At 74.0% G+C, this 23,878-nt stretch carries 22 protein-coding genes; 11 read left to right on the forward strand and 11 right to left on the reverse strand.

The window, feature by feature from the left end; all coding sequences use genetic code 11:
* The first annotated feature begins 116 nt into the window (after positions 1-116).
* On the forward strand, positions 117-1,091 hold the full coding sequence (locus ACFPCY_RS42705; RefSeq protein WP_378265588.1) for a TerC family protein: 975 nt from the start codon (positions 117-119) through the stop codon (positions 1,089-1,091).
* A 78-nt stretch (positions 1,092-1,169) separates the two neighbouring features.
* Positions 1,170-3,368: an acyl-CoA dehydrogenase gene (locus ACFPCY_RS42710; RefSeq protein ID WP_378265590.1), complete on the forward strand. Its 2,199-nt coding sequence runs from the start codon at positions 1,170-1,172 to the stop codon at positions 3,366-3,368.
* A gap of 62 nt (positions 3,369-3,430) precedes the next feature.
* Here ACFPCY_RS42710 and ACFPCY_RS42715 read toward each other — a convergent pair whose 3' ends face one another.
* A complete protein-coding gene (locus ACFPCY_RS42715) occupies positions 3,431-3,775 on the reverse strand; it encodes a hypothetical protein (protein ID WP_378265592.1) in 345 nt (114 codons plus the stop codon).
* A gap of 167 nt (positions 3,776-3,942) precedes the next feature.
* Between ACFPCY_RS42715 and ACFPCY_RS42720 the strand changes: the two genes are divergently transcribed.
* Genes ACFPCY_RS42720 through ACFPCY_RS42730 form a run of 3 tightly spaced genes read left to right on the forward strand, consistent with a single transcriptional unit; the run spans position 3,943 to position 6,718 of the window.
* Positions 3,943-4,443, forward strand: coding sequence for a hypothetical protein (locus tag ACFPCY_RS42720; protein WP_378265594.1), 501 nt, complete (start codon positions 3,943-3,945; stop codon positions 4,441-4,443).
* A complete protein-coding gene (locus ACFPCY_RS42725) occupies positions 4,444-5,316 on the forward strand; it encodes an AAA family ATPase (RefSeq protein WP_378265596.1) in 873 nt (290 codons plus the stop codon).
* 10 nt (positions 5,317-5,326) lie between these two features.
* A complete protein-coding gene (locus ACFPCY_RS42730; RefSeq protein WP_378265598.1) occupies positions 5,327-6,718 on the forward strand; it encodes a vWA domain-containing protein in 1,392 nt (463 codons plus the stop codon).
* Here the strand turns inward: ACFPCY_RS42730 and ACFPCY_RS42735 are convergent.
* Positions 6,699-8,129: an MFS transporter gene (locus tag ACFPCY_RS42735; RefSeq protein ID WP_378265600.1), complete on the reverse strand. Its 1,431-nt coding sequence runs from the start codon at positions 8,127-8,129 to the stop codon at positions 6,699-6,701. The genes ACFPCY_RS42730 and ACFPCY_RS42735 overlap by 20 nt on opposite strands.
* A gap of 105 nt (positions 8,130-8,234) precedes the next feature.
* On the opposite strand from ACFPCY_RS42735, the gene ACFPCY_RS42740 reads away from it, so the two are divergent.
* Positions 8,235-8,762 carry a winged helix-turn-helix transcriptional regulator gene (locus ACFPCY_RS42740; protein ID WP_378265602.1) on the forward strand — a complete coding sequence of 176 codons (528 nt, stop codon included), beginning with the start codon at positions 8,235-8,237 and terminating at the stop codon, positions 8,760-8,762.
* Here ACFPCY_RS42740 and ACFPCY_RS42745 read toward each other — a convergent pair.
* Positions 8,740-9,435, reverse strand: coding sequence for a TetR/AcrR family transcriptional regulator (locus ACFPCY_RS42745; RefSeq protein WP_378265604.1), 696 nt, complete (start codon positions 9,433-9,435; stop codon positions 8,740-8,742). The two genes, ACFPCY_RS42740 and ACFPCY_RS42745, sit on opposite strands and share 23 nt — an antisense overlap.
* An 82-nt stretch (positions 9,436-9,517) precedes the next feature.
* Positions 9,518-9,847, reverse strand: coding sequence for an SPW repeat protein (locus ACFPCY_RS42750; protein ID WP_378265606.1), 330 nt, complete (start codon positions 9,845-9,847; stop codon positions 9,518-9,520).
* A 182-nt stretch (positions 9,848-10,029) separates the two neighbouring features.
* On the opposite strand from ACFPCY_RS42750, the gene ACFPCY_RS42755 reads away from it, so the two are divergent.
* Entirely contained in the window at positions 10,030-11,652 is a 1,623-nt protein-coding gene (locus tag ACFPCY_RS42755; protein ID WP_378265608.1) for an adenylate/guanylate cyclase domain-containing protein, read from the forward strand.
* Positions 11,653-11,691: 39 nt separating this feature from the next.
* Here the strand turns inward: ACFPCY_RS42755 and ACFPCY_RS42760 are convergent, their stop codons facing one another.
* The 5 genes from ACFPCY_RS42760 to ACFPCY_RS42780 all read right to left on the reverse strand — a co-directional run bounded on the left by ACFPCY_RS42760 (position 11,692) and on the right by ACFPCY_RS42780 (position 16,663).
* Positions 11,692-12,447 (reverse strand): hypothetical protein, encoded by a 756-nt coding sequence (locus ACFPCY_RS42760; RefSeq protein WP_378265610.1) that lies wholly within the window; start codon positions 12,445-12,447, stop codon positions 11,692-11,694.
* A 149-nt stretch (positions 12,448-12,596) separates the two neighbouring features.
* On the reverse strand, positions 12,597-13,226 hold the full coding sequence (locus ACFPCY_RS42765; protein ID WP_378265612.1) for an MBL fold metallo-hydrolase: 630 nt from the start codon (positions 13,224-13,226) through the stop codon (positions 12,597-12,599).
* Positions 13,226-14,311 carry an S-(hydroxymethyl)mycothiol dehydrogenase gene (locus ACFPCY_RS42770; RefSeq protein WP_378265614.1) on the reverse strand — a complete coding sequence of 362 codons (1,086 nt, stop codon included), beginning with the start codon at positions 14,309-14,311 and terminating at the stop codon, positions 13,226-13,228. Before ACFPCY_RS42770 ends, ACFPCY_RS42765 begins: the two co-directional genes overlap by 1 nt.
* Positions 14,312-14,486: 175 nt before the next feature.
* The gene (locus tag ACFPCY_RS42775; protein ID WP_378265616.1) at positions 14,487-15,263 is read right to left on the reverse strand and encodes a response regulator; all 777 of its coding nucleotides are present in this window, start codon (positions 15,261-15,263) and stop codon (positions 14,487-14,489) included.
* Positions 15,260-16,663, reverse strand: coding sequence for a sensor histidine kinase (locus ACFPCY_RS42780; RefSeq protein WP_378265618.1), 1,404 nt, complete (start codon positions 16,661-16,663; stop codon positions 15,260-15,262). The genes ACFPCY_RS42775 and ACFPCY_RS42780 overlap by 4 nt, the downstream gene beginning before the upstream one ends.
* 133 nt (positions 16,664-16,796) lie before the next feature.
* Here ACFPCY_RS42780 and ACFPCY_RS42785 point away from each other — a divergent pair, with 133 nt between their 5' ends.
* The 4 genes from ACFPCY_RS42785 to ACFPCY_RS42800 all read left to right on the forward strand — a co-directional run bounded on the left by ACFPCY_RS42785 (position 16,797) and on the right by ACFPCY_RS42800 (position 20,754).
* Positions 16,797-17,978 (forward strand): glycosyltransferase 87 family protein, encoded by a 1,182-nt coding sequence (locus ACFPCY_RS42785; protein WP_378265620.1) that lies wholly within the window; start codon positions 16,797-16,799, stop codon positions 17,976-17,978.
* A 24-nt stretch (positions 17,979-18,002) separates the two neighbouring features.
* A complete protein-coding gene (locus ACFPCY_RS42790) occupies positions 18,003-18,869 on the forward strand; it encodes an SCO6745 family protein (protein ID WP_378265622.1) in 867 nt (288 codons plus the stop codon).
* 83 nt (positions 18,870-18,952) lie between these two features.
* The gene (locus tag ACFPCY_RS42795) at positions 18,953-20,194 is read left to right on the forward strand and encodes an alpha/beta hydrolase (protein WP_378265624.1); all 1,242 of its coding nucleotides are present in this window, start codon (positions 18,953-18,955) and stop codon (positions 20,192-20,194) included.
* A gap of 170 nt (positions 20,195-20,364) precedes the next feature.
* Complete coding sequence (locus ACFPCY_RS42800; RefSeq protein WP_378265626.1) at positions 20,365-20,754, forward strand: hypothetical protein; 390 nt, start codon at positions 20,365-20,367, stop codon at positions 20,752-20,754.
* A gap of 315 nt (positions 20,755-21,069) precedes the next feature.
* Here ACFPCY_RS42800 and ACFPCY_RS42805 read toward each other — a convergent pair whose 3' ends face one another.
* Positions 21,070-23,247: an AAA family ATPase gene (locus tag ACFPCY_RS42805; protein ID WP_378265628.1), complete on the reverse strand. Its 2,178-nt coding sequence runs from the start codon at positions 23,245-23,247 to the stop codon at positions 21,070-21,072.
* Positions 23,248-23,459: 212 nt separating this feature from the next.
* A partial coding sequence (locus tag ACFPCY_RS42810) for a preprotein translocase subunit SecY (RefSeq protein WP_378265630.1) occupies positions 23,460-23,878 on the reverse strand: 419 nt, incomplete at its 5' end.

Below are 23,878 nucleotides of genomic sequence, written 5' to 3' on the forward strand. Positions count from 1 at the left end.
GCGCGCGGTTCCCGTCAGTACGGGCGGTCCACACCGTCCCGGGTTCCGCGGTCCGGCGCCTCGGGCGCCCGGCGGGAGAGACCTCCGGCAGTCAAGCATGCCGGAGGAACCCCGAAATGCACGTGTCCTCGTGGGTCTGGGCCCTGACACTGGTCGGTCTCGTCGCGATCATCGCGGTCGACCTGTTCGTCATCAACCGCGACCACACCAAGGAGTTCACGACCCGCCGGGCGGCGTTCTGGTCCTGCGTCTACATCGGGATCGCCGTCCTTTTCGGTCTCGGCGTCTGGGCCTTCTCCGGCGGGACGTACGCGGCGCAGTACTTCGGCGGGTTCGTCACCGAGAAGAGCCTCAGCGTCGACAACCTCTTCGTCTTCATGGTGATCCTCGCCCGGTTCGCGGTGCCGAGGAACGCCCAGCACACCGTCCTGATGGCCGGGATCGTCATCGCGCTGGTGCTGCGCGGCATCTTCATCGCGGTCGGCGCCGCCGCCATCGCCCAGTTCACCTGGGTCTTCTTCATCTTCGGCGGGTTCCTGATCTGGACCGCCTGGGGCCTGGCCCGCGAGAAGGACGAGGACGCCGAGTTCAAGGAGAACGCCCTCCTGCGCTGGTTCCGCAAGGTCGTCCCCGTCCGCGAGGACTACGCCGGGAACAGGATGGTCGTGCGCAGCGGCGGACGCTGGGTCGTCACCCCGCTGATGGTGGTCATGGTCGCCATAGGGAGCACCGACGTCCTGTTCGCGCTCGACTCCATCCCCGCGATCTTCGGCCTCACCACCGAGCCGTACCTGGTCTTCACCGCCAACGCGTTCGCGCTCATGGGCCTCGTCCAGCTCTACTTCCTGCTGGAGGGCCTCGCCGCGCGGCTGGTGTACCTCGGCAAGGGGCTGGCGTTCATCCTCGGGTTCATCGGTGTGAAGCTGGTCCTGCACGCGCTGCACGAGTACGGCGCCCACTGGGCCCCGGAGGTCCCGATCTGGCTGTCCCTGTCGGTGATCGTCGGCACCCTCGCCGCGGTCACGGTCGCGAGCCTGGTCGCGCAGCGGCGCAAGGACGCCCGGGAGCCGGTGGAGTCCGGCAACGGGTGAGAGTAGGGTCACAGCCGCCACACACCAGAACTCCGTTCTAGAATCGGAGTCGACCAGCGGTCTGAGAGAAGGTGACGCATGGCCATCGGGCTGACCGAAGAGCATGAGGCCCTCGCCGAGTCGGTACGCGGCTTCGCCGAGCGCTACGTCCCCGAGGCGGTGGTACGGGCGGCGCTGGAGGCGGACGCGGAGACCCGGCCGCCCTTCTGGTCGGCCCTCGCCGAGCAGGGCCTGCTCGGCCTGCACCTGCCGGAGGAGCAGGGCGGGCAGGGGTACGGCCTGCTGGAGCTCGCGGTGGTGCTGGAGGAGCTCGGCCGCGCCGCCGCGCCCGGCCCGTTCCTGCCGACCGTCCTCGCGAGCTCGGTGATCGCGGCGTCCAGCAACGCCAAGGTCCGCGCCGAGCTGCTGCCCGGCCTCGCGGACGGCTCCACCACCGCGGCCGTCGCGCTCGGCGGGAACCTGTCGGCCGTCCGCGACGGCGACGCGCTGAAGGTGACCGGCTCCGCCGACACCGTGCTCGGCGCGTCCCTCGCCGACGTGATCGTGCTGCCCGCCGGGGACGAGTGGGTCGCGGTCGACGCCGCCGCCCTGACCGTCACCCCGGTCGAGTCGCTGGACAAGGTGCGCCGCGTCGCCAAGGTCGAGGCGGACGGCGTGCAGGTCGCCGCCGACCGCGTCCTGGACGGCGTGACCGGCCGGCGCGTCGCCGACCTCGCCGCCGCGCTGTTCGGCGCCGAAGCGGCCGGGCTGTCCGGCTGGCTGGTCGAGACGGCCGCCGAGTACGCGAAGGTCCGCGAGCAGTTCGGCCGTCCGATCGGGCAGTTCCAGGGCGTCAAGCACAAGGCCGCGCGGATGCTCATCGCCGCCGAGCAGGCCCGCGCCGCCGCCTGGGACGCCGCCCGCGCGCTCGACGAGGGCGCCGAGGGGGCCGGGGCGGCGGAAGCGCAGTTCGCGGCCGCCGTCTCCGCCGTGATCGCGGCCGATGCGGGCGTGAAGACCGCCCGCGACGCGATCCAGATCCTCGGCGGCATCGGGTTCACGTGGGAGCACAACGCGCACGTGTACCTGCGCCGCGCGCTGACGCTGCGGGCGCTGCTCGGGTCGTCCAAGCAGTGGGCCTCGCGGGTCGCCGAGCTGGCGCTGGCCGGAGGCCGCCGCGAGGTCGAGCTCGAACTGTCCGACGACACCGAGCCGCTGCGCGAGCGCATCCGCGCCGAGATCGCCGAGCTCGCCGCGATCGAGGACAAGAGCGAGCGGAACCGGCGGATGGGCGACGACGGCTGGACCGTCCCGCACTTCCCGAAGCCGTGGGGACGCGGCGCGGGCCCGGTCGAGCAGATCCTCATCCAGCAGGAGCTGCGCGCCGCCAAGGTCAAGGCCCCGAACCTCGTCATCGGCGCGTGGCTGGTGCCCTCGCTCGTCCGGTACGGCACCGAGGAGCAGAAGGAGCGCTTCCTGCGCCCGACGCTGCGCGGCGAGCTGGTGTGGTGCCAGCTGTTCTCCGAGCCGGGCGCGGGCTCCGACCTCGCCTCGCTGTCGATGAAGGCCGAGCGGGTCGAGGGCGGCTTCCGGCTCACCGGGCAGAAGATCTGGACGTCGGTCGCGCAGTTCGCGCAGTGGGGCTTCTGCATCGCCCGCACCGACCCGGACGCGCCCAAGCACGACGGCATCACCTACTTCCTGGTGGACATGAAGGCCGAGGGCGTGGACGTCCGGCCGCTGCGCGAGCTGACCGGCGAGGCCATCTTCAACGAGGTGTTCCTCGACGGGGTGTTCGTCCCGGACGACTGCGTGGTCGGCGAGGTGAACCAGGGCTGGCAGGTCGCCCGCAACACCCTGTCGAACGAGCGGGTGTCGCTGTCCACCGGCGGCGGCCTCGGCATGGGCGTCCCGGAGCTGCTGGACTTCTTCGAGGGCAAGGAGCTGGACGCGGTCGCCACGGCCGAGGTCGGCGCGCTGGTCGCGCAGGGCCAGTCCATCGACCTGCTCGGGCTGCGCACCACGCTGAAGCAGCTGAACGGCGTCGAGCCGGGCGCGGAGTCGAGCGTCCGCAAGCTGCTCGGCGTCCAGTTCAACCAGGAGGTCGCCGACTACTGCTGGGGCTCGCAGGGCGCGACCGCGGCCACCGAGGTGCCGCTGACCGAGGCCGGCATCGTCGCCCGCGCCATGCTGTTCAGCCGCGCGATGACGATCTACGGCGGCACCACCGAGGTGCAGCTCAACATCATCGCCGAGCGGCTGCTCGGCCTGCCCCGCGACCCCGAGCCGGGGAAGTGACGGCCTGACCCCGTGCCGTCCCCGGCGGGTGGCGCTCCGGCCGCGGGAGCGGCGGCCGGACGTCAGTCGCGCCGGGGACGGTGCATGTACGACACGTTGAGGACGACCAGACCCAGCCAGACCAGCAGGACCGCCCCCGGCCCCGCCAGCGTGGCGCTGACGGCCGTGAGCGGCACCGACAGGGCCAGGCTGACCAGGACCAGCGCGAACGTGCGGTCGCGTCCGGCCCGGTGGGCGCGGCGGCCCGGCGGAGGCGGGAGCGCGGCGTCCGCGCGCGCCGCCTGGCGCACCGCGAGATGCTCCTCGATGCGCGCCACGATCGCGTCCGCGAACGCCGCGTCGTAGTCGGGGCCGAGCTCGCGGCGGGCGGCGATGCCGGCGGCGACGTCCTCACGTGGAAGGGTCATGGTCCAGTTGTAGGGCGGCGGCGCCTCGGCCGTCGTCACACCCGGGAGCCAACCCGCGGCTGGCTCCCCGGGGTGAGGTCCGCGACCGGGGTCTACCCGCCGGTACACTGCCGGTCCCGTCCCCGAGAGATCATCCGGAGGTCCAGGTGAGCATGCGGACACGCGCCGTGTCTCGGCTCGGTCGCGCCGCGCTCGTCGCGGTCCTCGGCGCCGGCGCGCTCGGCGCCTGCGGGGGAGGCGGCGACAAGGCGAAGAGCGCGGGCGACAACGCGCCCGTCAAGCTCGCGCCGCTGCCGAAGGTGAGGCCCGCCGACGTGAAGGCGCTGGTCGGACGCTGGGACGGCGCGGGCAGGGACTACTTCCAGTTCAAGGCCGACGGCACCGGCGTGTGGAAGAAGGAGGGCCAGACCCTCTGGAGCGGCCTCGCCATCCCGGACGGCCAGGGCAGGTCCCGGTTCCGGTTCTCCTGGCAGGGCGGCGACCCCAAGAGCAGCAACTACTGGGGTGCGACCGTCAGCGACGACGGGACGAAGATGACGTTCTCCGGTACCGGGCAGACCTACACCAAGGCGTCCGGCGGCAAGGCGACGGGCGACAAGCCGACGGGTGACAAGCCGTCCGGAGGGACGTCGCCCAGCGGCAAACCGACCACCCCGAAAGGCCACTGAATGACGGTCCACGCCCTGTTCGCCTCACCCGCCGACGTCGCGGCGCGGCTCGCCGAGGGCGGCTACCTGACCGACGAGTCCATCGCGACGACGGTGTTCCTGGCGCAGGCGCTCGGCAAGCCGCTGCTCGTCGAGGGGCCCGCCGGGGTCGGCAAGACGGAGCTGGCCAAGGCCGTCGCGCGCGCGTGCGAGGCGGAGCTCATCCGCCTCCAGTGCTACGAGGGGCTGGACGAGGCCCGCGCGCTCTACGAGTTCAACTACAAGAAGCAGCTCCTCGCGATCCAGGCCGCGCCGTCCGACCGGGGCTGGCAGGAGACGCACGACGACATCTTCTCCGAGGACTTCCTGCTGGAGCGCCCGCTGCTCGCGGCGATCCGGCGCACCGGCCCGACCGTCCTGCTGATCGACGAGGCCGACAAGGCGGACGTCGAGATGGAGGGGATGCTGCTGGAGGTGCTGTCGGACTTCCAGGTCACCATCCCCGAGCTGGGCACGGTCGCGGCGACCCGGCGGCCGTTCGTCGTGATCACCTCGAACGCGGCGCGGGAGCTGTCCGAGGCGCTCAAGCGGCGCTGCCTCTACCTGCACCTGGACTACCCGGCCGCCGACCGCGAGCGCGACATCGTCCTCGCGCAGGTGCCGGGGATCGAGGCGGAGCTGGCCGAGCAGCTCGTCCGGACGGTCGGCACGCTGCGCGCGCTGGAGGTCAAGAAGGCGCCGTCCATCGCAGAGACCGTCGACTGGGCCCGCACGCTGCTCGCCCTCGGCCTGGACGAGCTGGACGAGTCCGCCGTCGCCCGCACGCTCGGGGTCGTCCTCAAGCACGTCTCCGACCAGGAGCGCGCCCGCAAGGAACTCGGCCTGAAGGGCTGACGTGGCTGATATGGGCTCCCTCATCGACCGGCACACCGCGTTCGTCGCGGCGCTCCGCGAGGCGGGCCTGCCGGTGTCGGTCGCCGAGGGGCTGGACGCCGTCCGCGCCCTGCGGTCCGTGGACCTCCTCGACCGCGAGACCCTGCGCGCCGCCTACGCCGCGACGCTGGTGAAGCGCCCGACGCACCGTCCGGTCTTCGACACCCTCTTCGACCTCTGGTACCCGGCCGCGCTGGGCGACGGCTCGACCCCGGCCTCCGGCCGGCCGGCGCGGACGAAGGGCGAGGACGGCCGTCCGCTGCCGCCGCCGCTCGACCCGGCCGTCCAGGAGCGGCGCCGCGCGCTCTTCGACCTGCTCCTGGCCGGCGACGACGCGGGACTGCGCCGGTTCGCCCGCACGGCCGTCGCCGAGTACGGCCAGGCCGAGGGACAGCAGTCGTGGTTCGCCTCGGGCGTCACGCGGGCGCTGTCGCCCGAGACGCTGATGGCGAACCTGCTCAACGCCGTCCTGAACGGGCAGGAGCGCGGCGGCATGGCCGAACGCGTCGCCCGCCGGACGATCAACGACCGCATCGCCCGGTTCCAGGACCTCGTCGCGACCGAGGTCCGCCGCCGCATCGCCGAGGACACCGGCGTCGAGCGCACCGCGCGCATCTCGACGCGCCCGCCGATCGAGCACCTCGACTTCAACCGCGCGAGCCGCGCGGAGATGGCCGCCCTGCGCCGCGAGGTCTATCCGCTGGCCCGCCGCCTGGCGTCCCGGCTCGTCCAGAAGCAGCGGGCGGGCAACCGCGGACGGCTGGACTTCCGCCGGACGGTCCGGGCGTCCCTGGCGAGCGGCGGCGTCCCCCTGACGACCCACCACCGGCCGCGCAGACCGCACAAGCCCGAGCTGGTGATCCTCTGCGACGCCAGCGACTCGGTCTCCTCGTTCGCGCACTTCACGCTCCTGCTGACCTTCGCGCTGCGCGAGCAGTTCACCAAGGTCCGCGCGTTCGCCTTCATCGACGGCACCGACGAGATCACCAGGTACTTCGCGCCCGGCGCGGACGTCGCCGACGCCATGACCCGCATGGCCGAGGAGGCCGACCTCGTCTGGATCACCGGGCGCTCGAACTACGGCAACGCGATCAAGGTGTTCGCCGACCGGTGGGGCGACGCCGTGACGTCCAGGACCTCCCTGCTCGTGCTCGGCGACGCCCGCTCCAACTACGGCGACCTCTCGCTTCCCGTCCTGAGGACCCTGGTGGACCGGGCGCGGCACGCGTACTGGCTCAACCCCGAGCCGCGCGCCCAGTGGGACACCGGCGACTCCGCCGCGTCCCGGTACGCCGAGTTGCTCCCGATGTTCGAGTGCCGCAACCTGGCCCAGCTCGCGGCGTTCATCGAAGAACTCGCGTGACCGTCCGCTCGCCCTCGGCCGCGAGCGTGACGCGCCGGGTGAGGGGGACGGCGGCGACCGCGCCCAGGGCGCAGACCACGGCGGAGACGATCAGGGAGAGGTTGAGGCCCTCGGTCACCGCGTGCGGGGTCGTCCCGGAGCTGGTGTTGATCGCGAAGACCATGGCCACGCCCAGCGCGGCCCCGGCGTAGCGGGCGGTGTTGTTCGCGCCCGAGCCCATGCTCGCCCGCTGCGGCGGGACGCTGTCCACGGCCAGGCGCGCGAGCATCGCGTTGGCGAGGCCGCTGCCGACTCCGGCGATGAGGAGGCCGGGGACCAGGCGTTCCCACCCCGTGCCGGGGTCGATGCCGAGCATCGCCAGCTCGCCGACCGCGCTGAGCGCCAGGCCCGCGCCGAGCAGCAGCCCGGAGGACCAGCGCGCGGGCAGGCGGCGGGCCTGGAGCGCCGCGACGTACGAGACGCCGGACCAGACGCCGAGGACGAGCGAGGCGTCCAGCGCCGACAGCCGCAGGGCGCTCACCATGATCGTCACGAGGTTGCTCATCAGGCCGATCACGCCGAGGCCGGTGACCAGGGCGCCGCCGACCGAGAGCAGGAACGCCGGACGGCGGAACAGCCCCAGGTCCAGCATCGGGGACGTCCGCCGCGACTCGACGGCCACGAACGCGGCCAGCAGGACGACCGCGACCGCCAGCAGGACCAGCACGGACGGCCGCGTCCAGCCGGTGCGGCCGAGGGTGACGGCGGCGAGCAGCGCGGAGACGCCGCCGACCATCGTGACCAGGCCGGGCAGGTCCAGGCCCCGGCGCTGCTCGGCGCGGGACTCCGGCAGGGCGCGCGCGGCGGCGGTCAGGGCGACGGACGCCGCGACCGTGACCCAGTACCAGAGCCGCCAGCCGGCGAGCTGCGTGAGCCAGGCGGCGGCGATCGGGCCGAGCGCGATGCCGAGGCCGAGCATCGCGCCCCAGATCCCGGCGGCGCGGGCGCGGGCGGCCCCGGTGAACGTGTGGCCGATGATGCCGAGGCCGGTGGCGAGGAGCGCGGCGGTCGCGACGCCCTGGACGATCCGTCCGGCCACGAAGGTGAGGGAGTCGGGGGCGAGCGCGCAGCCGACGCTGGACAGCGCGAGCAGGCCGCCGCCGAGCGAGAACAGCCGGCGGCGTCCGTGGTCGTCGGCGAGCGCGCCGACGACCAGCAGCGAGGCGGCGAGGCCGAGGCTGATCGAGCTCATCACCCAGATCCGCGCCGTGGTCCCGGCGTGCAGGCCGTTCGCGGTGTCGGTGAGGGTCGCGATCGGCGCGGTGTAGTTCATCAGGCCGAGCAGCGTCGCGGCGCCGGGCAGGACGATCGCCGCGGTCGCGCCCGGCGCGCGGGCCTCGCGGCGGGCGCCGGGGGTAGCCAGGGTCGTCATGCCGCCTCCAGGTTCCGTGGTGGGGAGTTCAATGACCGAACCATGGCGGCGACTCTAACACGGCGAGTTCGGTGAATGAACCGGAGGGCGGGTATCCTGCGGGGCATGGCACTCGGGAAGGACTACTCCGGGCAGGACTGCACCCTGGCCCGGGCGCTGGAGGTGGTCGGCGAGCGCTGGACGCTGCTGATCGTCCGGGACGCGTTCTACGGCGTCCGCAGGTTCAGCGACTTCCTCGTCCACCTGGACATTCCGCGCGCCGTGCTGTCGGCGCGGCTGTCCACGCTGGTCGAGCACGGCGTCCTCGCCAAGGAGGGGCACGAGTACGTGCTCACCGAGGCGGGCCTCTCGCTCTGGCCGGTCGTGCACGGCCTCGCCCGCTGGGGCGAGCAGAACTTCGGCGAGCACGGCTCCTGCCGGTGGTTCGTGCACGGCGCGTGCGGCACCCGCATCGGGCTGGACGGCACGTGCCCGGCCTGCGGCGGCGCGCCGGTCCCTCCGGCCGACCTGGAGATCCACCCCGGCCCGGCCGCCGGGCTGCGCCAGGACGCGGTGAGCAAGGCCCTGCGCAAGCCGCACCGGATGCTGACGCCCGTCGAGACCGACGGCTTCAGGACCCCAGCGCGCGCGTGATCAGCTCGGCGACGGCGTCCGGGTCCACGTGGTGGCCGCTGAGCTGCGCCAGGTGCTCCTGGTAGAGCAGGACGGCCGCGAACGTGGCGGCGGCGACCTCCAGCCGCGCCTGATCGCCCCGCGCGCCGGGCAGGGCCATCTCCAGGGCGAGGCGGGCCCGCCTGACGACCTCCCCGTTCAGCAGCCGCAGGCGCTCCCGGACGGTCGTGTGCGTGTCGGCCTCGCGGAACAGGATGCGCCGCATGGCGGGGGAGGCGTGCAGGGGGAAGCCGTCCACCAGGCGGGCGAGCGTGCCCGCCGGATCGCCGGGGACGGCCTCCAGCGCGGCCGGGTCGGCCGCCTGCTCGATCCGCGTGCGCTCGGCGACCAGCGTCAGCAGCACGTCGATCTTCTGCGGGAAGTAGTGGAACACCAGGCCCTTGGGGACCTGCGCGCAGCGCGCGATGCGCGCGGTGGACGTCCCCTCGTAGCCGCCTTCGGCGAACAGCTTCTCGGCGGCGTCCAGAATCCGCGTCCGCGCGTCCGGGACCGGGATGTCCGGGATGGGAGCGTCCGGGACCGGAGCGTTCGCGACGGGAACGTTCGGGGTGCCGGCGCTGTCGTGCGCCCCGGCGTCGGTGACGGGGGCGTCCGGCGCGGAGGCCGGGCGGGGTGGAGGCGTGGGTGCGTGCATCTCCGTCCTCCCCGATGGCCGCCCGGTCGCCGGCCGGTGCTCGTACGTCGTCGGTCTCTCGGCGGTCAGGTCCCGGTGGCGGTCAGGCCCTGGCCGCGCGGGTGCGGTAGGCGACCCACAGGCCGACGATAGTCGCGACGCCGCCCGCGATCCATGCCGTCCAGGCGGCGGCGTGGCGGCCGTCGTACTGCCAGGCCCACGGCGAGATGAAGATCAGCAGGGCGAACGCGGTGGTCGTCCAGGCCGTCGCGCCGGGCGTGCCGAGCAGCGGGAACAGGCCCGCGACCAGCAGCAGCGCGCCGAGGACCATCAGCGGCAGGCGGCCGTAGCCGTCGGTCCACAGGTCGGGGGCGACGAGGGCGGCGAGTCCGGCGGCGAAGGCGACCGCGTCCTCCCAGGCGAACTTTCCCATGGGAACCTCTCAGGGGAGAGATGGGGTGTTTGTCTGATTTGAAGAGTGCCCTGACTGACCGGCCGGTCAATCGGACCATGCCGTCACACCTCCCTCCCCGGGAGGTCAGGAAGGTGTGACGGAGACCATGGGACGACTGTGATGTACGGAACACCTGAGACGACCGGATACGCTCCACCTTCGTGGGGACCGAAGTGGTGGACGAGGGCGCCGAGCGGCGCGCCCGCGCGCCCTTCGGCATCCTGTGGCGGCTGATCGACGGCCGTCCGGAGGACTCCCGCGCCCAGGTCGCCCGCCGCGCGCGCATCCTGGTCACCCTCGCGACCGGCCTCGCCAACCTCGGCGGCGCGCTGGTCGTCCTGGTCTTCACGCTGATCGTGCCGAACCCCGGCGGCCACTTCCCGCACCGGATGCAGGCCGTCAACGTCTGGGTGTTCACCGCCTACGTCGTGCTCGCGGTGCCGGTCGGGCTGGTGCTCGGCAACCGGTTCTTCCGCCGCGTCCGCCGCCTGGTCGACAGGCACGACGAGCCGGACCGGCGGGAGCGGGCGCTGCTGCTGTACGGCCCGCTGCGGCTGATGGCCGTCCACCTGACGCTCTGGGCGGTCGGGACGGTCGGCTGGGTGCTGATCAACCTGCCGTTCTCCGCGCTGCTCGCGGTGAAGCTCGGCCTGACCAGCCTGCTCGGCGGGCTCACCACCTGCACGGTCGTCTACCTGCTCGCCGAGCGGCTGCTGCGCCGCTCGGTGACCACCGCGCTGCGCGCCGGGATGCCGCGCCGCACCGGCCTGCCCGGCGTCGTCGCGCGCTCGGTGCTGGCCTGGGCGCTCGGCACCGCCGTGCCGATCCTCGGGCTGATCGTCCTCGCGGTCGGGTCGTTCGTGCTGAACCGGGTGACCGTCCACTCGTTCGCGACCGCCGTGCTCGCCCTCGGCGGGACGGCCCTGGTCGTCGGCCTCGGCGTCACCTACGGCGCGGCGCGCGCGATCGCCGACCCGGTCGAGTCGGTGCGGCTCGGCCTCGCCCGGGTCGAGCGGGGCGAGCTGGACGTCGAGGTGCCCGTCTACGACGCGAGCGAGGTCGGGCTGCTCCAGGCCGGGTTCAACCACATGGCCGCCGGGCTGCGCGAGCACGAGCGGCTCCAGGACCTGTTCGGCCGCCAGGTCGGCGAGGACGCCGCGAAGGTCGCGCTGGAGCACGGCGTGGACCTCGGCGGCGAGCTGCGCGAGGTCGCGGTGCTGTTCGTGGACGTCATCGGCTCCACCCGGCTGGCCGCCGAGCGCCCGCCGACCGAGGTCGTCGGGCTGCTGAACGACTTCTTCGCGGTCGTCGTCGAGGTGGTCGGGCGGCACGGCGGCTGGATCAACAAGTTCGAGGGCGACGCCGCGCTCGCGATCTTCGGCGCGCCGCTGGACCTGCCCGGCGCGGCGGGCCGCGCGCTCGCCGCCGGGCGCGAGCTGGCCGCCCGCCTCCGGGACGAGGTGCCGGGCCTGTCGGCCGCCGTGGGCGTGTCGGCGGGCGAGGCCGTCGCCGGGCACATCGGCGCCGAGGAGCGGTTCGAGTACACCGTCATCGGCGACCCGGTGAACGAGGCCGCCCGCCTCACCGACCTGGCCAAGGGACGGCCCGACCGCGTCCTCGCCGCCGCGACGGTCGTCGAGGGCGCCGACCCCGCCGAGGCCGCCCGCTGGGAGCTCGGCGACGAGATCCTGCTGCGCGGCCGGATCCGTCCCACCCGCCTGGCCTCCCCGCGCCCGCCCGACCGCGCGGCGAACCCTCCGCTTCCCACCCCGAGCTCCAACTGACGCCCCCTCCGCCTCGGGGAGGCGGACGCGGAAGCCGGCTCAGAAGGAGGCGAGGGACGCGCCGTTCAGGGTCGTGGCGTACCGCCTGAAGTCCGGGTCGGTCTCTTCGCCCAGGTAGACGTCGGTGTGGTGCCGGCCGCCGTAGCCCGGCCGGAACAGGTCGGTGACGGTCCAGCGGGCCTTGCGGAAGCGCGCGCAGACGGCCGCCGGGACGCCCGCCCCGCAGGCGGTGATCACGAAGCGCTGCCCGCGCGCCAGGACGTCGCGGTCGGCCGCGGCCGACTCCCACGCCTTCAGCGGACGGCCCGCCGGGTCGCGCGTGCTGTCGTCCAGCCAGTAGCCGGTGCTGTGCGACCAGTTGAGGAAGCGGCCCTTCTGCGGGCCGGAGGTGATCCGTCCGCTGCCCTCGGTGCGGATCACGCGCAGGAAGTCGGCCGGGTACGAGCCGAGCGGCGTGCTCCCGTTGGAGCAGCGCACGGACGTGCAGCCCTTCACCGCCGTCATCGCGCCGCCGTGCAGGCTCTCCACGGCCGTGTAGTACGTCGTGACGCGCCACGAGCCGGGCTTGCCGAGCGGGGTGAGGTTCAGCGGATCCGACTCCGGCAGCGCGCGCACCGTCGCGGACGGCGCCGGCGGGACCGGCTGCCCCGGCGTTCCGGACGCCACCGGCGGCTGGACGGCCTCGGCAGGCGGGTTGAACTTGCCGGTCGACGCGCTGGACGTCCCGCAGGCCGCCGCGAGCGGGCCGAGCGAGAGCAGACCGAGCGTCGCGACCGCAGCGTGCCGCACCCGCATCGCACCTCCCCGGAGTCACCGGTCGTTCGCGGAGGCGCGTCACGGCCCGTCCGCCCGAGGGACACTATCCCGCACCATGGCCGGTCGGTCCGGGGTTCGTCAAGACGGCGGCGCCGCGGCGCGGGCCGCCGTCTCCACGAAGATCCGGATCAGTGGCCGCGCGCGATCCACTCGTCCAGGTGCGGGGCCTCGGCGCCGATCGTGGTGGTGTCGCCGTGCCCGGTCCGGACGGTCGTCCCGGGCGGCAGCGCCAGCAGCCGCTCCCGGATCGAGGTGATGATCGTCGGGAAGTCCGAGTAGGACCGGCCGGTCGCGCCCGGCCCGCCCTGGAACAGCGTGTCGCCGGAGAACACCGTGCCGAGCGACGGCGCGTGCAGGCAGACCGCGCCGGGGGAGTGGCCGGGCGTGTGCAGGACGGTCAGGTCGGTTCCGGCGACCGTGACGACCTGGCCGTCGGCGAGCTCGCCGTCGGGCGAGCGGTCCGGGTGCCGCTGCTTCCACAGCATCAGGTCGGCCGGGTGCAGCAGGACGGGCGCGCCGGTGCGGTCCGCGAGCGCGGGCGCGGCGTCGATGTGGTCGTCGTGCCCGTGCGTGGACACGATCGCGACGAGCCGCCGGTCGCCGACCGCCGCGGCGATCGCGTCCGCGTCGTGCGCGGCGTCGATGACCACGCACTCCGCGTCGTCCCCGACGATCCAGACGTTGTTGTCGACCTCCCAGGTGCCGCCGTCCAGGGAGAACGTGCCGGAGGTGACGACATGGCCGATCCGCGCCGCCATCAGAACACCACCACCGAGCGCAGCACGTCGCCGTGGTCCATCTTCTCGAACGCGGCCTCCACGCCGTCCAGCGGGATGGTCTCGGACACGAACGCCTCCAGGTCCAGGCGGCCCTGGAGGTACAGGTCGATCAGCATCGGGAAGTCGCGGGACGGCAGGCAGTCGCCGTACCAGGACGACTTGAGCGCCCCGCCGCGCCCGAACACGTCCAGCAGCGGCAGTTCGAGCGTCATCTCGGGCGTCGGGACGCCGACGAGCACCACCGTCCCGGCGAGGTCGCGGGCGTAGAACGCCTGCTTGTAGGTCTCGGGGAGGCCGACCGCGTCGATCACGACGTCCGCGCCGAACCCGCCGGTCAGCTCCTGGACGGCCTCGACGACATCGCCGTCCTTCGCGTTCACGGCGTGCGTCGCGCCGAGCCGCTTGGCGGTGGCGAGCTTGCGCTCGTCCAGGTCGACGGCGATGATCCGCGCCGCGCCCGCCAGCCGCGCGCCGAGCACGGCCGCCGCGCCGACGCCGCCGCAGCCGATCACCGCCACGCTGTCGCCGCGTCCGACGTTACCGGTGTTGAGCGCCGCGCCGAGGCCCGCCATCACGCCGCAGCCGAGCAGGCCCGCGACCTCGGGCTTCGCGGCCGGGTCCACGCGCGTGCACTGCCCGGCGGCGACGAGGGTCTTGTCGGCGAACGCGCCGATGCCGAGCGCGGGGGACAGCTCCGTGCCGTCCGCGAGGGTCATCTTCTGCTTGGCGTTGTGCGTGTCGAAGCAGTACCAGGGGCGCCCGCGCAGGCAGGCGCGGCACTGCCCGCAGACGGCCCGCCAGTTCAGGACCACGAAGTCGCCGGGCGCGACCTCGGTGACGCCCTCGCCGACCGACTCGACCACCCCGGCCGCCTCGTGGCCGAGCAGGAACGGGAAGTCGTCGTTGATGCCGCCCTCCCGGTAGTGCAGGTCGGTGTGGCACACCCCGCACGCCTGGACCTGGACCACCGCCTCGCCCGGCCCCGGGTCCGGGATCGTGATGGTCTCGATCCGCACCGGCTGCCCCTTGCCCGGTGCGATGACCCCGCGTACCTGCTGCGCCATCGTCGCCGCCTCCTGTCGGGTGTGATCCTGTCGGTCAGACCCTACAAAAACCGGCACCGGCGACGCGCCGGCGCTCGCCCCGTCCGCGCTGGTCCGGGCTGGTGACGGTCGCGGGGAGGCGGTCGGGGTCGAGAGCGGCCGGGGCCGGAAACGGCCGGGGTGGGCCGCAATGCCGTCAGGAGGACGGGGCGACGAGCCCGGCGTCGTAGGCGATGATCACCAGCTGCACCCGGTCGCGCGCGTCCAGCTTGGTCAGCAGCCGCGCCACGTGCGCCTTCGCGGTCGCGACGCTGATCGACAGCCGTCCGGCGATCTCCGCGTTCGACATCCCGCGCCCGACCAGCGTCAGCACCTCCCGCTCCCGCTCGGTGACGCCGGCCAGCGTGACCGGGCGCCCGGCGGACGGCTCGGGCCGCGCCGCGAAGTCCGCGATCAGGCGGCGGGTCACGCCCGGCGCGAGCAGCGCCTCGCCCGCCGCGACCACCCGGACCGCCGCGAGGATGTCCTCCAGCGCCATGTCCTTCACCAGGAACCCGCTCGCGCCCGCGCGCAGCGCGCCGTAGACGTACTCGTCGTCGTCGAACGTGGTCAGCATCAGGACGCGCGCGGTCCCGTCCCGGGTGATGCGGCGGGTCGCCTCGATGCCGTCCATGCCCGGCATCCGGATGTCCATGACCACGACGTCCGGACGGCGCTCCCCGGCGAGCCGCACGGCCTCCGCGCCGTCGCCCGCCTCGCCGACGACCGCGAGGTCGGGGCAGTCGGCGATGAGGACGCGCAGCCCGGCCCTGATCAGCGGCTGATCGTCCGCGAGCACCACCCGGACGGCCGCATCGACCGCGTTGGCCGCTTCGGCCGCGTTGGTCGCGTTGGTCGCGTCGGGCGCGTTGGTCGCGTCGGGCGGGTTGGCCGCTTCGGCGCGGGTGCTTCCCCGGGCGTCCGGCGTGCTCATCGCAGCACCGGGATCTGCGCCGTGGCCGGGACCGGGATGCGCGCGGCGACCCGGAAGCCCCCCTCGGGACGCGGGCCGGCGCTCAGCTCGCCGCGCAGGAGGGCGGCCCGTTCCCGCATCCCGACGATGCCGAACCCGCCGCCGTCGCCGGGCGTCCCGCCCGTGCCGTCGTCCTCGATCGAAACGGTCAGCTCGTCCTCCCCGAACCCGATGGTGACCCGGCAGGCGCGGGCGTGCGCGTGCCGGACGACGTTCGTCAGCGCCTCCTGGACGATCCGGAACACCGACAGGTCGATCTCCGGGGGCAGCGGACGCCGCTCGCCCTCCCAGCGCACCTCGACCCGCACGTCCGCGTCGCGCGTGGCGGCGACGAGCCGGTCCAGGTCGGCCAGACCCGGCGCGGGGTCGAGCGGCGCGGGCGCGGGACCGCCGTCCGCGGCCTCCGTGCCGGACTCGCGCAGCGTCACGAGCATCCGGCGGAGCCCGGCGAGGGTCTCCCGGCTGGTCGCCTCGATCGCGGCCAGCGCGTTGCGCGCCTCGTCCGGCTGGGTGTCGATCACCCGTCCGCCGACGCCCGCCTGGATCGCGACGATCCCGATGCTGTGCGCGACCATGTCGTGCAGCTCGCGGGCGATCCGGAGCCGCTCGGCGGCCAGCGCCCGCTCGGTCTCGCGCGTCCGCAGCTCGACGGCGTGCTCGCGGCGCTCGCGCATCGACCGCGCGGTCGTCATCGCGGCGACGAAGCCGAGGACCACGACGGCGACGGCCTGCACCTGGCTGTCCGGTCCGTGCGGCAGGACCACGGCCGCCGCCAGCTGGACGGCGAAGATGATCGAGCAGGCCGCGGTCCTGGTCCGGCGCGGCCGGGACAGCGCGATGTAGGCGAGCACCACGTCGTCCACGAGGACCTTGGTGTACCCGGTGCTCCAGCCGACGTGCTCGGCGACGGCGACGACCCAGCCCAGTGCCAGCAGCAGGACGAGCGCCGGGGTGCGGCGGCGCAGCATGAGCCCGGGCACCGCCATCAGCACCGCCGGGAGCACGACCGTCTGCGAGAACTGCCCGGTCGGCCGGTGCAGCACCAGATCCAGCAGCCCCGCGAAGAACACCGCCCCGGCCCAGGCCAGAACCGACCCGCCGGCCCGCTTCGAGAACGCCCCCGCGCCCCCGCGCCGCCCGCCTGACCCGCGCCCGTCCGGCCCGCCCTCGCCCGAGCCGCGCCCGTCCGGCCCGCCCTCGCCCGAGCCGCGCCCGTCCGGCCCGCGCTTGTCTGAGCCGCGCCCGTTTGAGCCACGCTCGTCTGAGCCGCGTGCGTTCGAGGCGTGCCCGTCTGGGGCGCGCGGGGCGTCGCCGGGGCGGCCCGAAGTGTCGGCGCGCTGGTCGGACGGGGTGGGGGACATGTCGCGATCGTAACCGTCCGGGGTGCGGGTGGGTATTGGCCGCCGGGCGTACGCCCGCGAGCGGGTCCGGCGCGGGGAAAGTGTGGCCGGGAGCCCGACGACGTGCGGTGTCCGCACAGGCGATCTTTGCCGCATGAAGATGTTCTTCCGTGTTCTGTTGGCCGTCGAAATAGCGGCGCTCGCGGTCTGGTCCCTGGTCTGGGACTCGCTCGACTTCCGCATCTACCGGTTGGGTGGGGGAGTCGTCACGGAAGGGACGCGCCTCTACACCGAGAAGCTCGCCGAGCACTGGTACACCAATACGCCGTTCTTCGCGCTGATCTGCTCGCCGCTGTCGGAGCTGCCCCTCACGGCCGCGCGTGTGGCCTGGCAGTTCGCCTCCCTCGCCGCGCTCGCGTGGGCCTGCGCGGGCATCCTGGAACTCGCCGGACGGCCCGTATCGCGGAACACGGTCGCCGTTCTCGTGGCGATCGCGATGCCTCTCGCGCCCGTCTACCACACCTTTTTCCAGGGACAGGTCAACCTTTTCCTGCTCGCCTTCGTCGTCGCCGACATGAAGGCCGTCGCGCGCGGCGGAAAAGCAGCCGGGATCGGCATCGGTATCGCGGCGGCGGTGAAACTTACTCCCGGTATCTTCATCGTCCTTCTGCTGGTGACCGGACGCGTCCGGGCCGCCTGTGTCGCCGCCGGGACGTTCGCCGCCGCCGTCGCGGGCACGTGGCTCGTCGCGCCGGACGCCTCGCGCGTCTACTGGTCGGGCACGTTCCGTGACACCTCGCGCGTCGGGGTCACCTACATCAGCAACCAGTCGCCGTTCGGGATGCTCTCCCGGATGCTCGGCGGCCATCCCGAGCGCGTCGAGAGCTGGTACCCGCTCATCTCCGTGGCCGTCGCCGTCGCGGGGCTCGCGATCGCGGCCGCGTGGGCGCGGCGCGGCGACTGGCTCGGCGCGACGGCCGTGACCGGGACGACCGGCCTGCTCGTCTCGCCGATCTCGTGGGCGCACCACTGGGTGTGGGTGCTGCCGGTGCTCGTCCTGCTCGTCCGGAACGGGCGGCGCGTGCCCGCGGTGTGCGTGTACGTTCTGTTCGTCCTGTCGCCGCTGTGGTGGACGCCGCACGACAGCACCTCGCGGGAGTGGGGCTTCCACGGCCCGACCACGCTGGTGGCCAACTGCTACCTCGTGTCGGCGTTCGTGTTCCTCGCGTACGCGGCGGTGGAGGTCCGCCGTCCGCGTGTCGGTTCCGTCACGCCGGTCCGGCCGGTCGAACTTGCCATTGACAAGACGCCGGTCCCCGAGGCATCTTGTCAGTGACAAGATTCTGACGAAGGGCCTCCGATGAACCTGCCGGCCGCCGAGATCCGCAAGCTCTGGCACCTGACCGAGCCCGTGCACGCCGTCCTGTACTACGCCCCCGAGGTGTTCGCCGAGGCCGCCGCGCTCGGCTACGACACCGAAACGCGCTGGCCGTCCTACTTCGCCTGGCGCGCCGCCCCGCTCGGCCCGGCCGGCGCGAAGGCGGTCGGCTCGGCGTTCTACAGCTTCGCCCCGTCCATGGTCGCCGAGCACGTCCCGGCGGCCTGGACGGTGGCCGCGCCGGAAGCCGTCCTGGACGCGCGGCTGCGCGCGATCGACGCCGCCTACCGGACGCTGCTCGGCGACGACATCGGCTCGCCCGCCGTGGCCGAGGCCGCCGAGCTCGCGCGGACCGCCGCCGAGGCCGCCGACCTGTCCGGACGTCCGCTGGCCGCCGCGAACGCCGACCTGCCCTGGCCGGACGAGCCGCACCTCGTCCTCTGGCAGGCCGTCACGCTGCTGCGCGAGCACCGGGGCGACGGCCATGTCGCCGCGCTCCTCACCTCCGGCCTCGACGCGGCGGAGGCCCTCGTCTCCTTCGCCGCGATCGGCGCCGCGCCCCGCGCGACCTTCGACAGCCGGGGATGGAGCGACCGCGAATGGGCGGACGCCGCCGAGCGCCTGCGCTCGCGCGGCCTCCTGGACGCCGGCGGCACCGCCACCGAACGCGGACGCGACCTGCGCCGTTCCGTCGAGGAGCGCACGGACGAACTGGCCGCCCGTCCCTGGAACGCGCTCGGCGAGAAGGGCGCCGAGCGGTTCGCCGAAGCCGTCACCCCCGTCTGGGTCGCCGCGGTCGGCAGCGGCCTGCTGCCGTCCGAGACCACCCTCGGCATCGGCAAGGTCTAGCGCGCTTACCCCTCAGGGGGGAGGTCGAGGATCACCGCGGCGCGGGACGCGCGTCCGGCGGCCCCCGGACGAGGCTGACCGGCATGGACTCCAAGAACGTCACCGCCCTCGCCCTCACCGGCGCGACCGTCGTCGGTCTCGGCGCGCTCGCCGGGGGACACTCGGTCTCCGCGCACTTCGCCTACGCCGACGCCCGCGGTTCCCTCGTCAAGGCGGAGCGGCTGCGCACGCTGTCCGCCGGCGAGGTCCGCACGGCGCTCGGCCAGGGCGGGTTCGACGCCTCGACGGTGCGGCGCGGCGTGGACGCCTACCGCCTGACCTACCGGACGATCGACACGAAGGGACGCTCCACCACCGCGACCGGCCTGTTCGCCGTGCCGCGCGGGAAGTCCGGGCGGCTGACGGCCGTCTCGTACACGCACGGGACGACGAGCTACAAACCGGACGCGCCGTCCGTCAGCACCACCCCGTGGGCCGTCGGCCCCGCCTACACCTACGCGGGCTCGGGCTTCGCCGCCGTCGCGCCCGACTACCTCGGGCTCGGGAAGGGGCCGGGCGTCCACCCGTGGAAGGACGTGCCGTCCGAGACGTCGGCCTCCCTGGACATGCTGCGCGCCGCCCGCGCGTTCGCCCCGCGCACCGGCCACACCCTCGACCGGAAGGTGCTGATCACCGGCTTCTCGCAGGGCGCGTCGTCCGCGCTCGGCCTCGCCCGCGCCCTCCAGGACGGCGCGGACCCGCACTTCGTGCCGAAGGCCGTCGCCCCGATCAGCGGCGGCTACGACTTCGCCAACGCCGAACTGCCCGCGCTCCTCGGCGGGAAGCTCGAAAGCAAGTCGAGCACCCTCTACGTCGCGTACCTGCTGACGTCCTGGCAGCGCATCCACGGCGGCATCTACCGGACGCCGCAGGAGGTCTTCAAGTCCCCCTACACCGAACACGTCGAGAAGTACTTCGACGGCACCACCCCGGGCCCGGAGATGTTCAAGGGCATGCCCGACCGCCTCGCCGACCTGCTGACCCCGCGCGGCTGGACCGTCCTGAAGCACCCGTCCGGCACCTTCTCCGCCGCGCTCCGCACCGACGGCGAGGTCTGCGGCGCCTGGACGCCGCGCATGCCCGTCCGCCTCTACCGGGCCGAGACCGACGAGCAGGCGACGACCCTCAACACCGACCACTGCGTCACCGCGCTCCGGGCGCGCGGCGTGACCCCGCAGGTCGTGAACCTGGGCAGGCCCCTGTACCAGGGCTCCCTGCACCTCGGCACCAACGTCGCCGGGACGGGGCAGATCGTCCGCTGGTTCGCGTCCCTGCCCCAGCGGTAGACCCGCCCGAGCCGTAGACCTGCCCCTGCGGGTAGACCCGCCCCAGCGGTAGCAGCGACCCGGAACCGGGCGCGGAGTGAGCGCGGAACGGTCTCGCAGCCGGAACTTCCGCGCTCGTACGTTCCCTCGCATCGGCCCGTTCGGAGGGCCGTCCACGAAGGGGGAACCCCATGAAGATCAGGCGAATCGCCGCCGTCGGAACGCTGGCGGCGGCCACCGCCGGAGGCGCGCTCCTGACCGCGTCCGCCGCCAACGCCTCGTCCCAGGCCTACGGCTGGGTCGCGCCGAACGGCCAGCTCTGCGTCTACCAGAACGCGAGCTACCAGGTGCGCGGCGAGGGCCACGCGAAGCTGCCCGGCGTCACCTTCCGCCTCCGCAAGACGGGCGGCTCCACCGTCGCCGTCTCCCCGGGCCCGGTGACCGACTTCGCCGGCGAGGGCCGCACCTCCCTCGGCACCTTCCTCGGCGCGGGCCAGTACCAGCTGTGCGCGAACAACAACAGCGCCGGCAGCGTGTACGTCAAGCAGATCATCATCCTCAGCGACAACGAGTTCAGCTGACCCGGCCCCGCCCCGCGGACCGCCCGGCGCACCCCGCGGATCGCCCCGCGCTGCCTCGTAACCGCCCCGCGTATTGCCCCGTCCCGGATCGCCCCGCGGATTGACCCGCCCCGCAACCACCTCGCGGCCGGCCCGCGCCCAGCACTCACCCTGGGCGCGGGCCCTGCGAGTCGCTCCAATGCGGCCACGCCCGCCCCGCCCACGCCGCCCCCTGCGAACGCGCGGCCCTCGCATACATCGGCCTGCGCCCCTCGCCTCCGCACCGCGCCTCGCCCGCTGGCCCGTGCCGGCATTCGTGCGCGGCGGCAGGCGAACTCAGGAGGTGCGGGTGGCGCGGAGGTCCTGTTCGCGGCGCCACAGCAGGTCGGTGAGGCGGTCGATGCCGGCGGCCAGGTGGCGGCGGTAGGTGCTCGTCGGCAGGGACAGGAGTTCGGCCGCGTCGCGTTGCGTCGGCGCGGGACGCAGGTAGGTGTGGTGCAGGGCGCGGTGCGCGCGGAGGTCGCGCGGTGAGGCGGCCAGTTCGGCGGCGGCGTCCTCGATCGCTTCGCGCAGGGCCGCCTCCGGGGACGTCCCGGGACGCGCGGCCAGGGCGGAGCCGAGCAGGGGACTGCCGCGCAGGCCGTCCGCGCGGCCGAGCCCGCGCAGCGCCTCCCGGACGGCCTCGGCGAACGCCGTCCGGCCGAGCGGCTCCACTCCGGCGCCGGGCAGGCTCTCGCCGGTCTCGCGCTCGATCAGTCCGGACAGCCAGGCCAGCGGCGACTCGCGCCGCCAGTCGTGCCAGTACACGCCGTGGACGCGTCCGCCGACCTCGAAGTCGGCCTCGGGCAGGCGCTCGTAGCCGAGGCGCGCGCAGCCCTCCGCCCAGAAGTCCGGATCGGTGAACGGCAGGAACGTCGCGGCGAGGAACGGCGTGGACAGCGCCGCCCGTGCCATGTGCAGCGTGATGAACGTCTGGACGGGCGACAGCGCCTGATGGGTGTCCGCCGCCATCCAGAACCGGACGAGTTCGGCCGTTTCGTCCTCGCGGGGCGCGGCGTCACCGGTGAGGCGGGTGAACGCGCCGAGCACGGCCGGGTCGTCGCGCCGTCCTCCCGGAGGGACGCGCTCCAGCTTCAGCACCGTGAAGAATCCCGCCGGGTCGCCGTCCTCGTTCCGGACGACCCGAAACGCCTCCGGCTGACGCTCCCGCCACAGGTCGAACAACGCGGCCGACGCCTCGCCCTCATGCCGGACGACCCATGACCGCAGCGTCGCCCAGTCGCCGGACGCGGGCGGCGTCACCGCGAACCGGCCCTGGTCGAGGCCCGTGGGGCCGGGCAGGAACCGGCCGAGCACCGACCGGTCGCGGTGCAGGTACACCAGGTCGAGCAGCAGCGCCTGCCGGACGGCCGGGGGCGCGGTGCGCAACCGCTCCCGCAGGTGGTCGGCCGCGCGGAGGCGGATCTCCTCGCGCCCGGCCGGGTCCCGCCAGCCCAGCTCGGCGGCGAGCACCTCGCGGACCAGGTCGTGCGGGACGAGCCCGCGCGGCCCGTGCTCCACGATCGACAGACCGCGCAGCCAGTCGAACACCGCCGCCGCGTCGGGCGGCGGAGCGTCCGGACGGTCCGTTCCCGGCCCGGCGTCGAGGACGGCGGCCAGCAACGCCTCGGTCACCGTCATGACCAGGGCGCATGTCTCCAGCGCCCGGCGGTGCGCGGGGGACGGCACCCGGTCCACGAACGCCTTGAGCAGCGTCGCCAGCACCTCCGGCTCGGCCGCGAAGGACGGGCCCTCGCGGACGGGCAGGTCCGCGACCAGCGCCAACGCGAGCGGATGGCCTCGGGTGAACGCCAGCGCCGCGTCCCGCCGCCCGGGGGCGAGGCCGCGCCGGTCGAGGAGCTCGCCCGCCTCGTCCGCGTCGAGGTTGCGCAGCGGCAGGTCGGCCAGCAGCTCGCGCCAGCCGGGGTCCGCGCGCCACGCCGCCGACGGACGGTCCCGTCCCGCGAGCGCCACGATCCACCGATCCGGCAGCGAGGGGATCAGCTCGTCGCGAAGCCAGCGCTCCAGCGTGCGCAGCCCCTCGAAGGCGTCGACGACCAGCAGCACGTCCTCGCCGCCGTCCCGGCCCCGGTTCAGGTCCTCGCCCCAGCCCGCGTGCTCGCCCGGGTCTCGGGCCGCGTCCGCGTAGGGCTTCTTGATCGGCGGATGGGCGGCGACATGACCCGCGTGCCGTTCTCGGGGCGGGACGGTGGGGAGGGCGGCGAGGACGGCGGACGCGTCGGCGGGCGTCTCGCGGCCGTCCAGCCAGATCGTCCGCCGTCCGGCGCGGCCGGCGAGCCAGGCGAACTGGCGCAGCAGGGCGGTCTTGCCGATCCCGCCCGGCCCGTGGACGAACAGGACGCGCGCGTCGTCCGCGCCCGCGAGCACGGCCCGGAACCGGGCCAGCTCCGCCCGCCGCCCCACGAACCCCCGCCGCCGGGCCTCGTCGAGCCGGTCCACCAGTCGTGCGGTCACGCCGCCATCATGAACCGGCGCGTCCCGGCGAGGAAGCGGCTTGCCGGGAAAGGCCGGAAAACGCGCCGCCCCCGCGACGGACGAGCCCCCGCGACGGACGAGCCGTCGCGGGGGCGGGACCGGCGCCTCGGGCGCCACGCGAACGGTGGCCCGGACCTACCGGGCGAAGGGCGGCCCGGCCGCCGTGCGCGCAGCGGTCCGGAGCCGCCGGATCAGCGCAGGAAGCCTTCGTAGTTGCGCTGCTGGAGCTGGGACTCGATCTGCTTCACGGTGTCCAGTCCGACGCCGACGACGATCAGGATGCTCGTCCCGCCGAAGGGGAAGTTCTGGGTCGCGTTGAGCAGCGCGAACGCGATCATCGGGATCAGTGCCACCAGGCCCAGGTAGAGCGCGCCCGGCGTCGTGATGCGGGTGAGGACGTAGTCGAGGTACTCGGCGGTCGGGCGTCCGGGCCGGATGCCGGGGATGAAACCGCCGTACTTCTTCATGTTGTCGGCGACTTCGGTGGGGTTGAAGGTGATCGCGACGTAGAAGTAGGTGAAGAAGATGATGAAGACGAAGAAGATCGCCATGTGCCAGGGGTTGTCCTGCTTGAGGTACGGCTGGACCTTCTGCAGCCACTTGACGTTGG

The sequence above is a fragment of the Actinomadura gamaensis genome (assembly GCF_042652125.1).
In the GTDB taxonomy this organism is placed as follows: Bacteria; Actinomycetota; Actinomycetes; order Streptosporangiales; family Streptosporangiaceae; genus Spirillospora; species Spirillospora gamaensis.

What these genes read in the sequence shown, in the direction of transcription:
- ACFPCY_RS42705 (WP_378265588.1), top strand. Translation starts at nt 117, where the DNA reads ATGCACGTGTCCTCGTGGGTCTGGGCCCTGACACTGGTCGGTCTCGTC.
- ACFPCY_RS42760 (WP_378265610.1), bottom strand. Translation starts at nt 12,447, where the DNA reads ATGCGGGTGCGGCACGCTGCGGTCGCGACGCTCGGTCTGCTCTCGCTC.
- ACFPCY_RS42745 (WP_378265604.1), bottom strand. Translation starts at nt 9,435, where the DNA reads ATGCACGCACCCACGCCTCCACCCCGCCCGGCCTCCGCGCCGGACGCC.
- ACFPCY_RS42770 (WP_378265614.1), bottom strand. Translation starts at nt 14,311, where the DNA reads ATGGCGCAGCAGGTACGCGGGGTCATCGCACCGGGCAAGGGGCAGCCG.
- ACFPCY_RS42715 (WP_378265592.1), bottom strand. Translation starts at nt 3,775, where the DNA reads ATGACCCTTCCACGTGAGGACGTCGCCGCCGGCATCGCCGCCCGCCGC.
- ACFPCY_RS42765 (WP_378265612.1), bottom strand. Translation starts at nt 13,226, where the DNA reads ATGGCGGCGCGGATCGGCCATGTCGTCACCTCCGGCACGTTCTCCCTG.
- ACFPCY_RS42750 (WP_378265606.1), bottom strand. Translation starts at nt 9,847, where the DNA reads ATGGGAAAGTTCGCCTGGGAGGACGCGGTCGCCTTCGCCGCCGGACTC.
- ACFPCY_RS42790 (WP_378265622.1), top strand. Translation starts at nt 18,003, where the DNA reads ATGAACCTGCCGGCCGCCGAGATCCGCAAGCTCTGGCACCTGACCGAG.
- ACFPCY_RS42800 (WP_378265626.1), top strand. Translation starts at nt 20,365, where the DNA reads ATGAAGATCAGGCGAATCGCCGCCGTCGGAACGCTGGCGGCGGCCACC.
- ACFPCY_RS42740 (WP_378265602.1), top strand. Translation starts at nt 8,235, where the DNA reads ATGGCACTCGGGAAGGACTACTCCGGGCAGGACTGCACCCTGGCCCGG.
- ACFPCY_RS42710 (WP_378265590.1), top strand. Translation starts at nt 1,170, where the DNA reads ATGGCCATCGGGCTGACCGAAGAGCATGAGGCCCTCGCCGAGTCGGTA.
- ACFPCY_RS42725 (WP_378265596.1), top strand. Translation starts at nt 4,444, where the DNA reads ATGACGGTCCACGCCCTGTTCGCCTCACCCGCCGACGTCGCGGCGCGG.
- ACFPCY_RS42795 (WP_378265624.1), top strand. Translation starts at nt 18,953, where the DNA reads ATGGACTCCAAGAACGTCACCGCCCTCGCCCTCACCGGCGCGACCGTC.
- ACFPCY_RS42785 (WP_378265620.1), top strand. Translation starts at nt 16,797, where the DNA reads ATGAAGATGTTCTTCCGTGTTCTGTTGGCCGTCGAAATAGCGGCGCTC.
- ACFPCY_RS42735 (WP_378265600.1), bottom strand. Translation starts at nt 8,129, where the DNA reads ATGACGACCCTGGCTACCCCCGGCGCCCGCCGCGAGGCCCGCGCGCCG.
- ACFPCY_RS42780 (WP_378265618.1), bottom strand. Translation starts at nt 16,663, where the DNA reads ATGTCCCCCACCCCGTCCGACCAGCGCGCCGACACTTCGGGCCGCCCC.
- ACFPCY_RS42730 (WP_378265598.1), top strand. Translation starts at nt 5,327, where the DNA reads ATGGGCTCCCTCATCGACCGGCACACCGCGTTCGTCGCGGCGCTCCGC.
- ACFPCY_RS42775 (WP_378265616.1), bottom strand. Translation starts at nt 15,263, where the DNA reads ATGAGCACGCCGGACGCCCGGGGAAGCACCCGCGCCGAAGCGGCCAAC.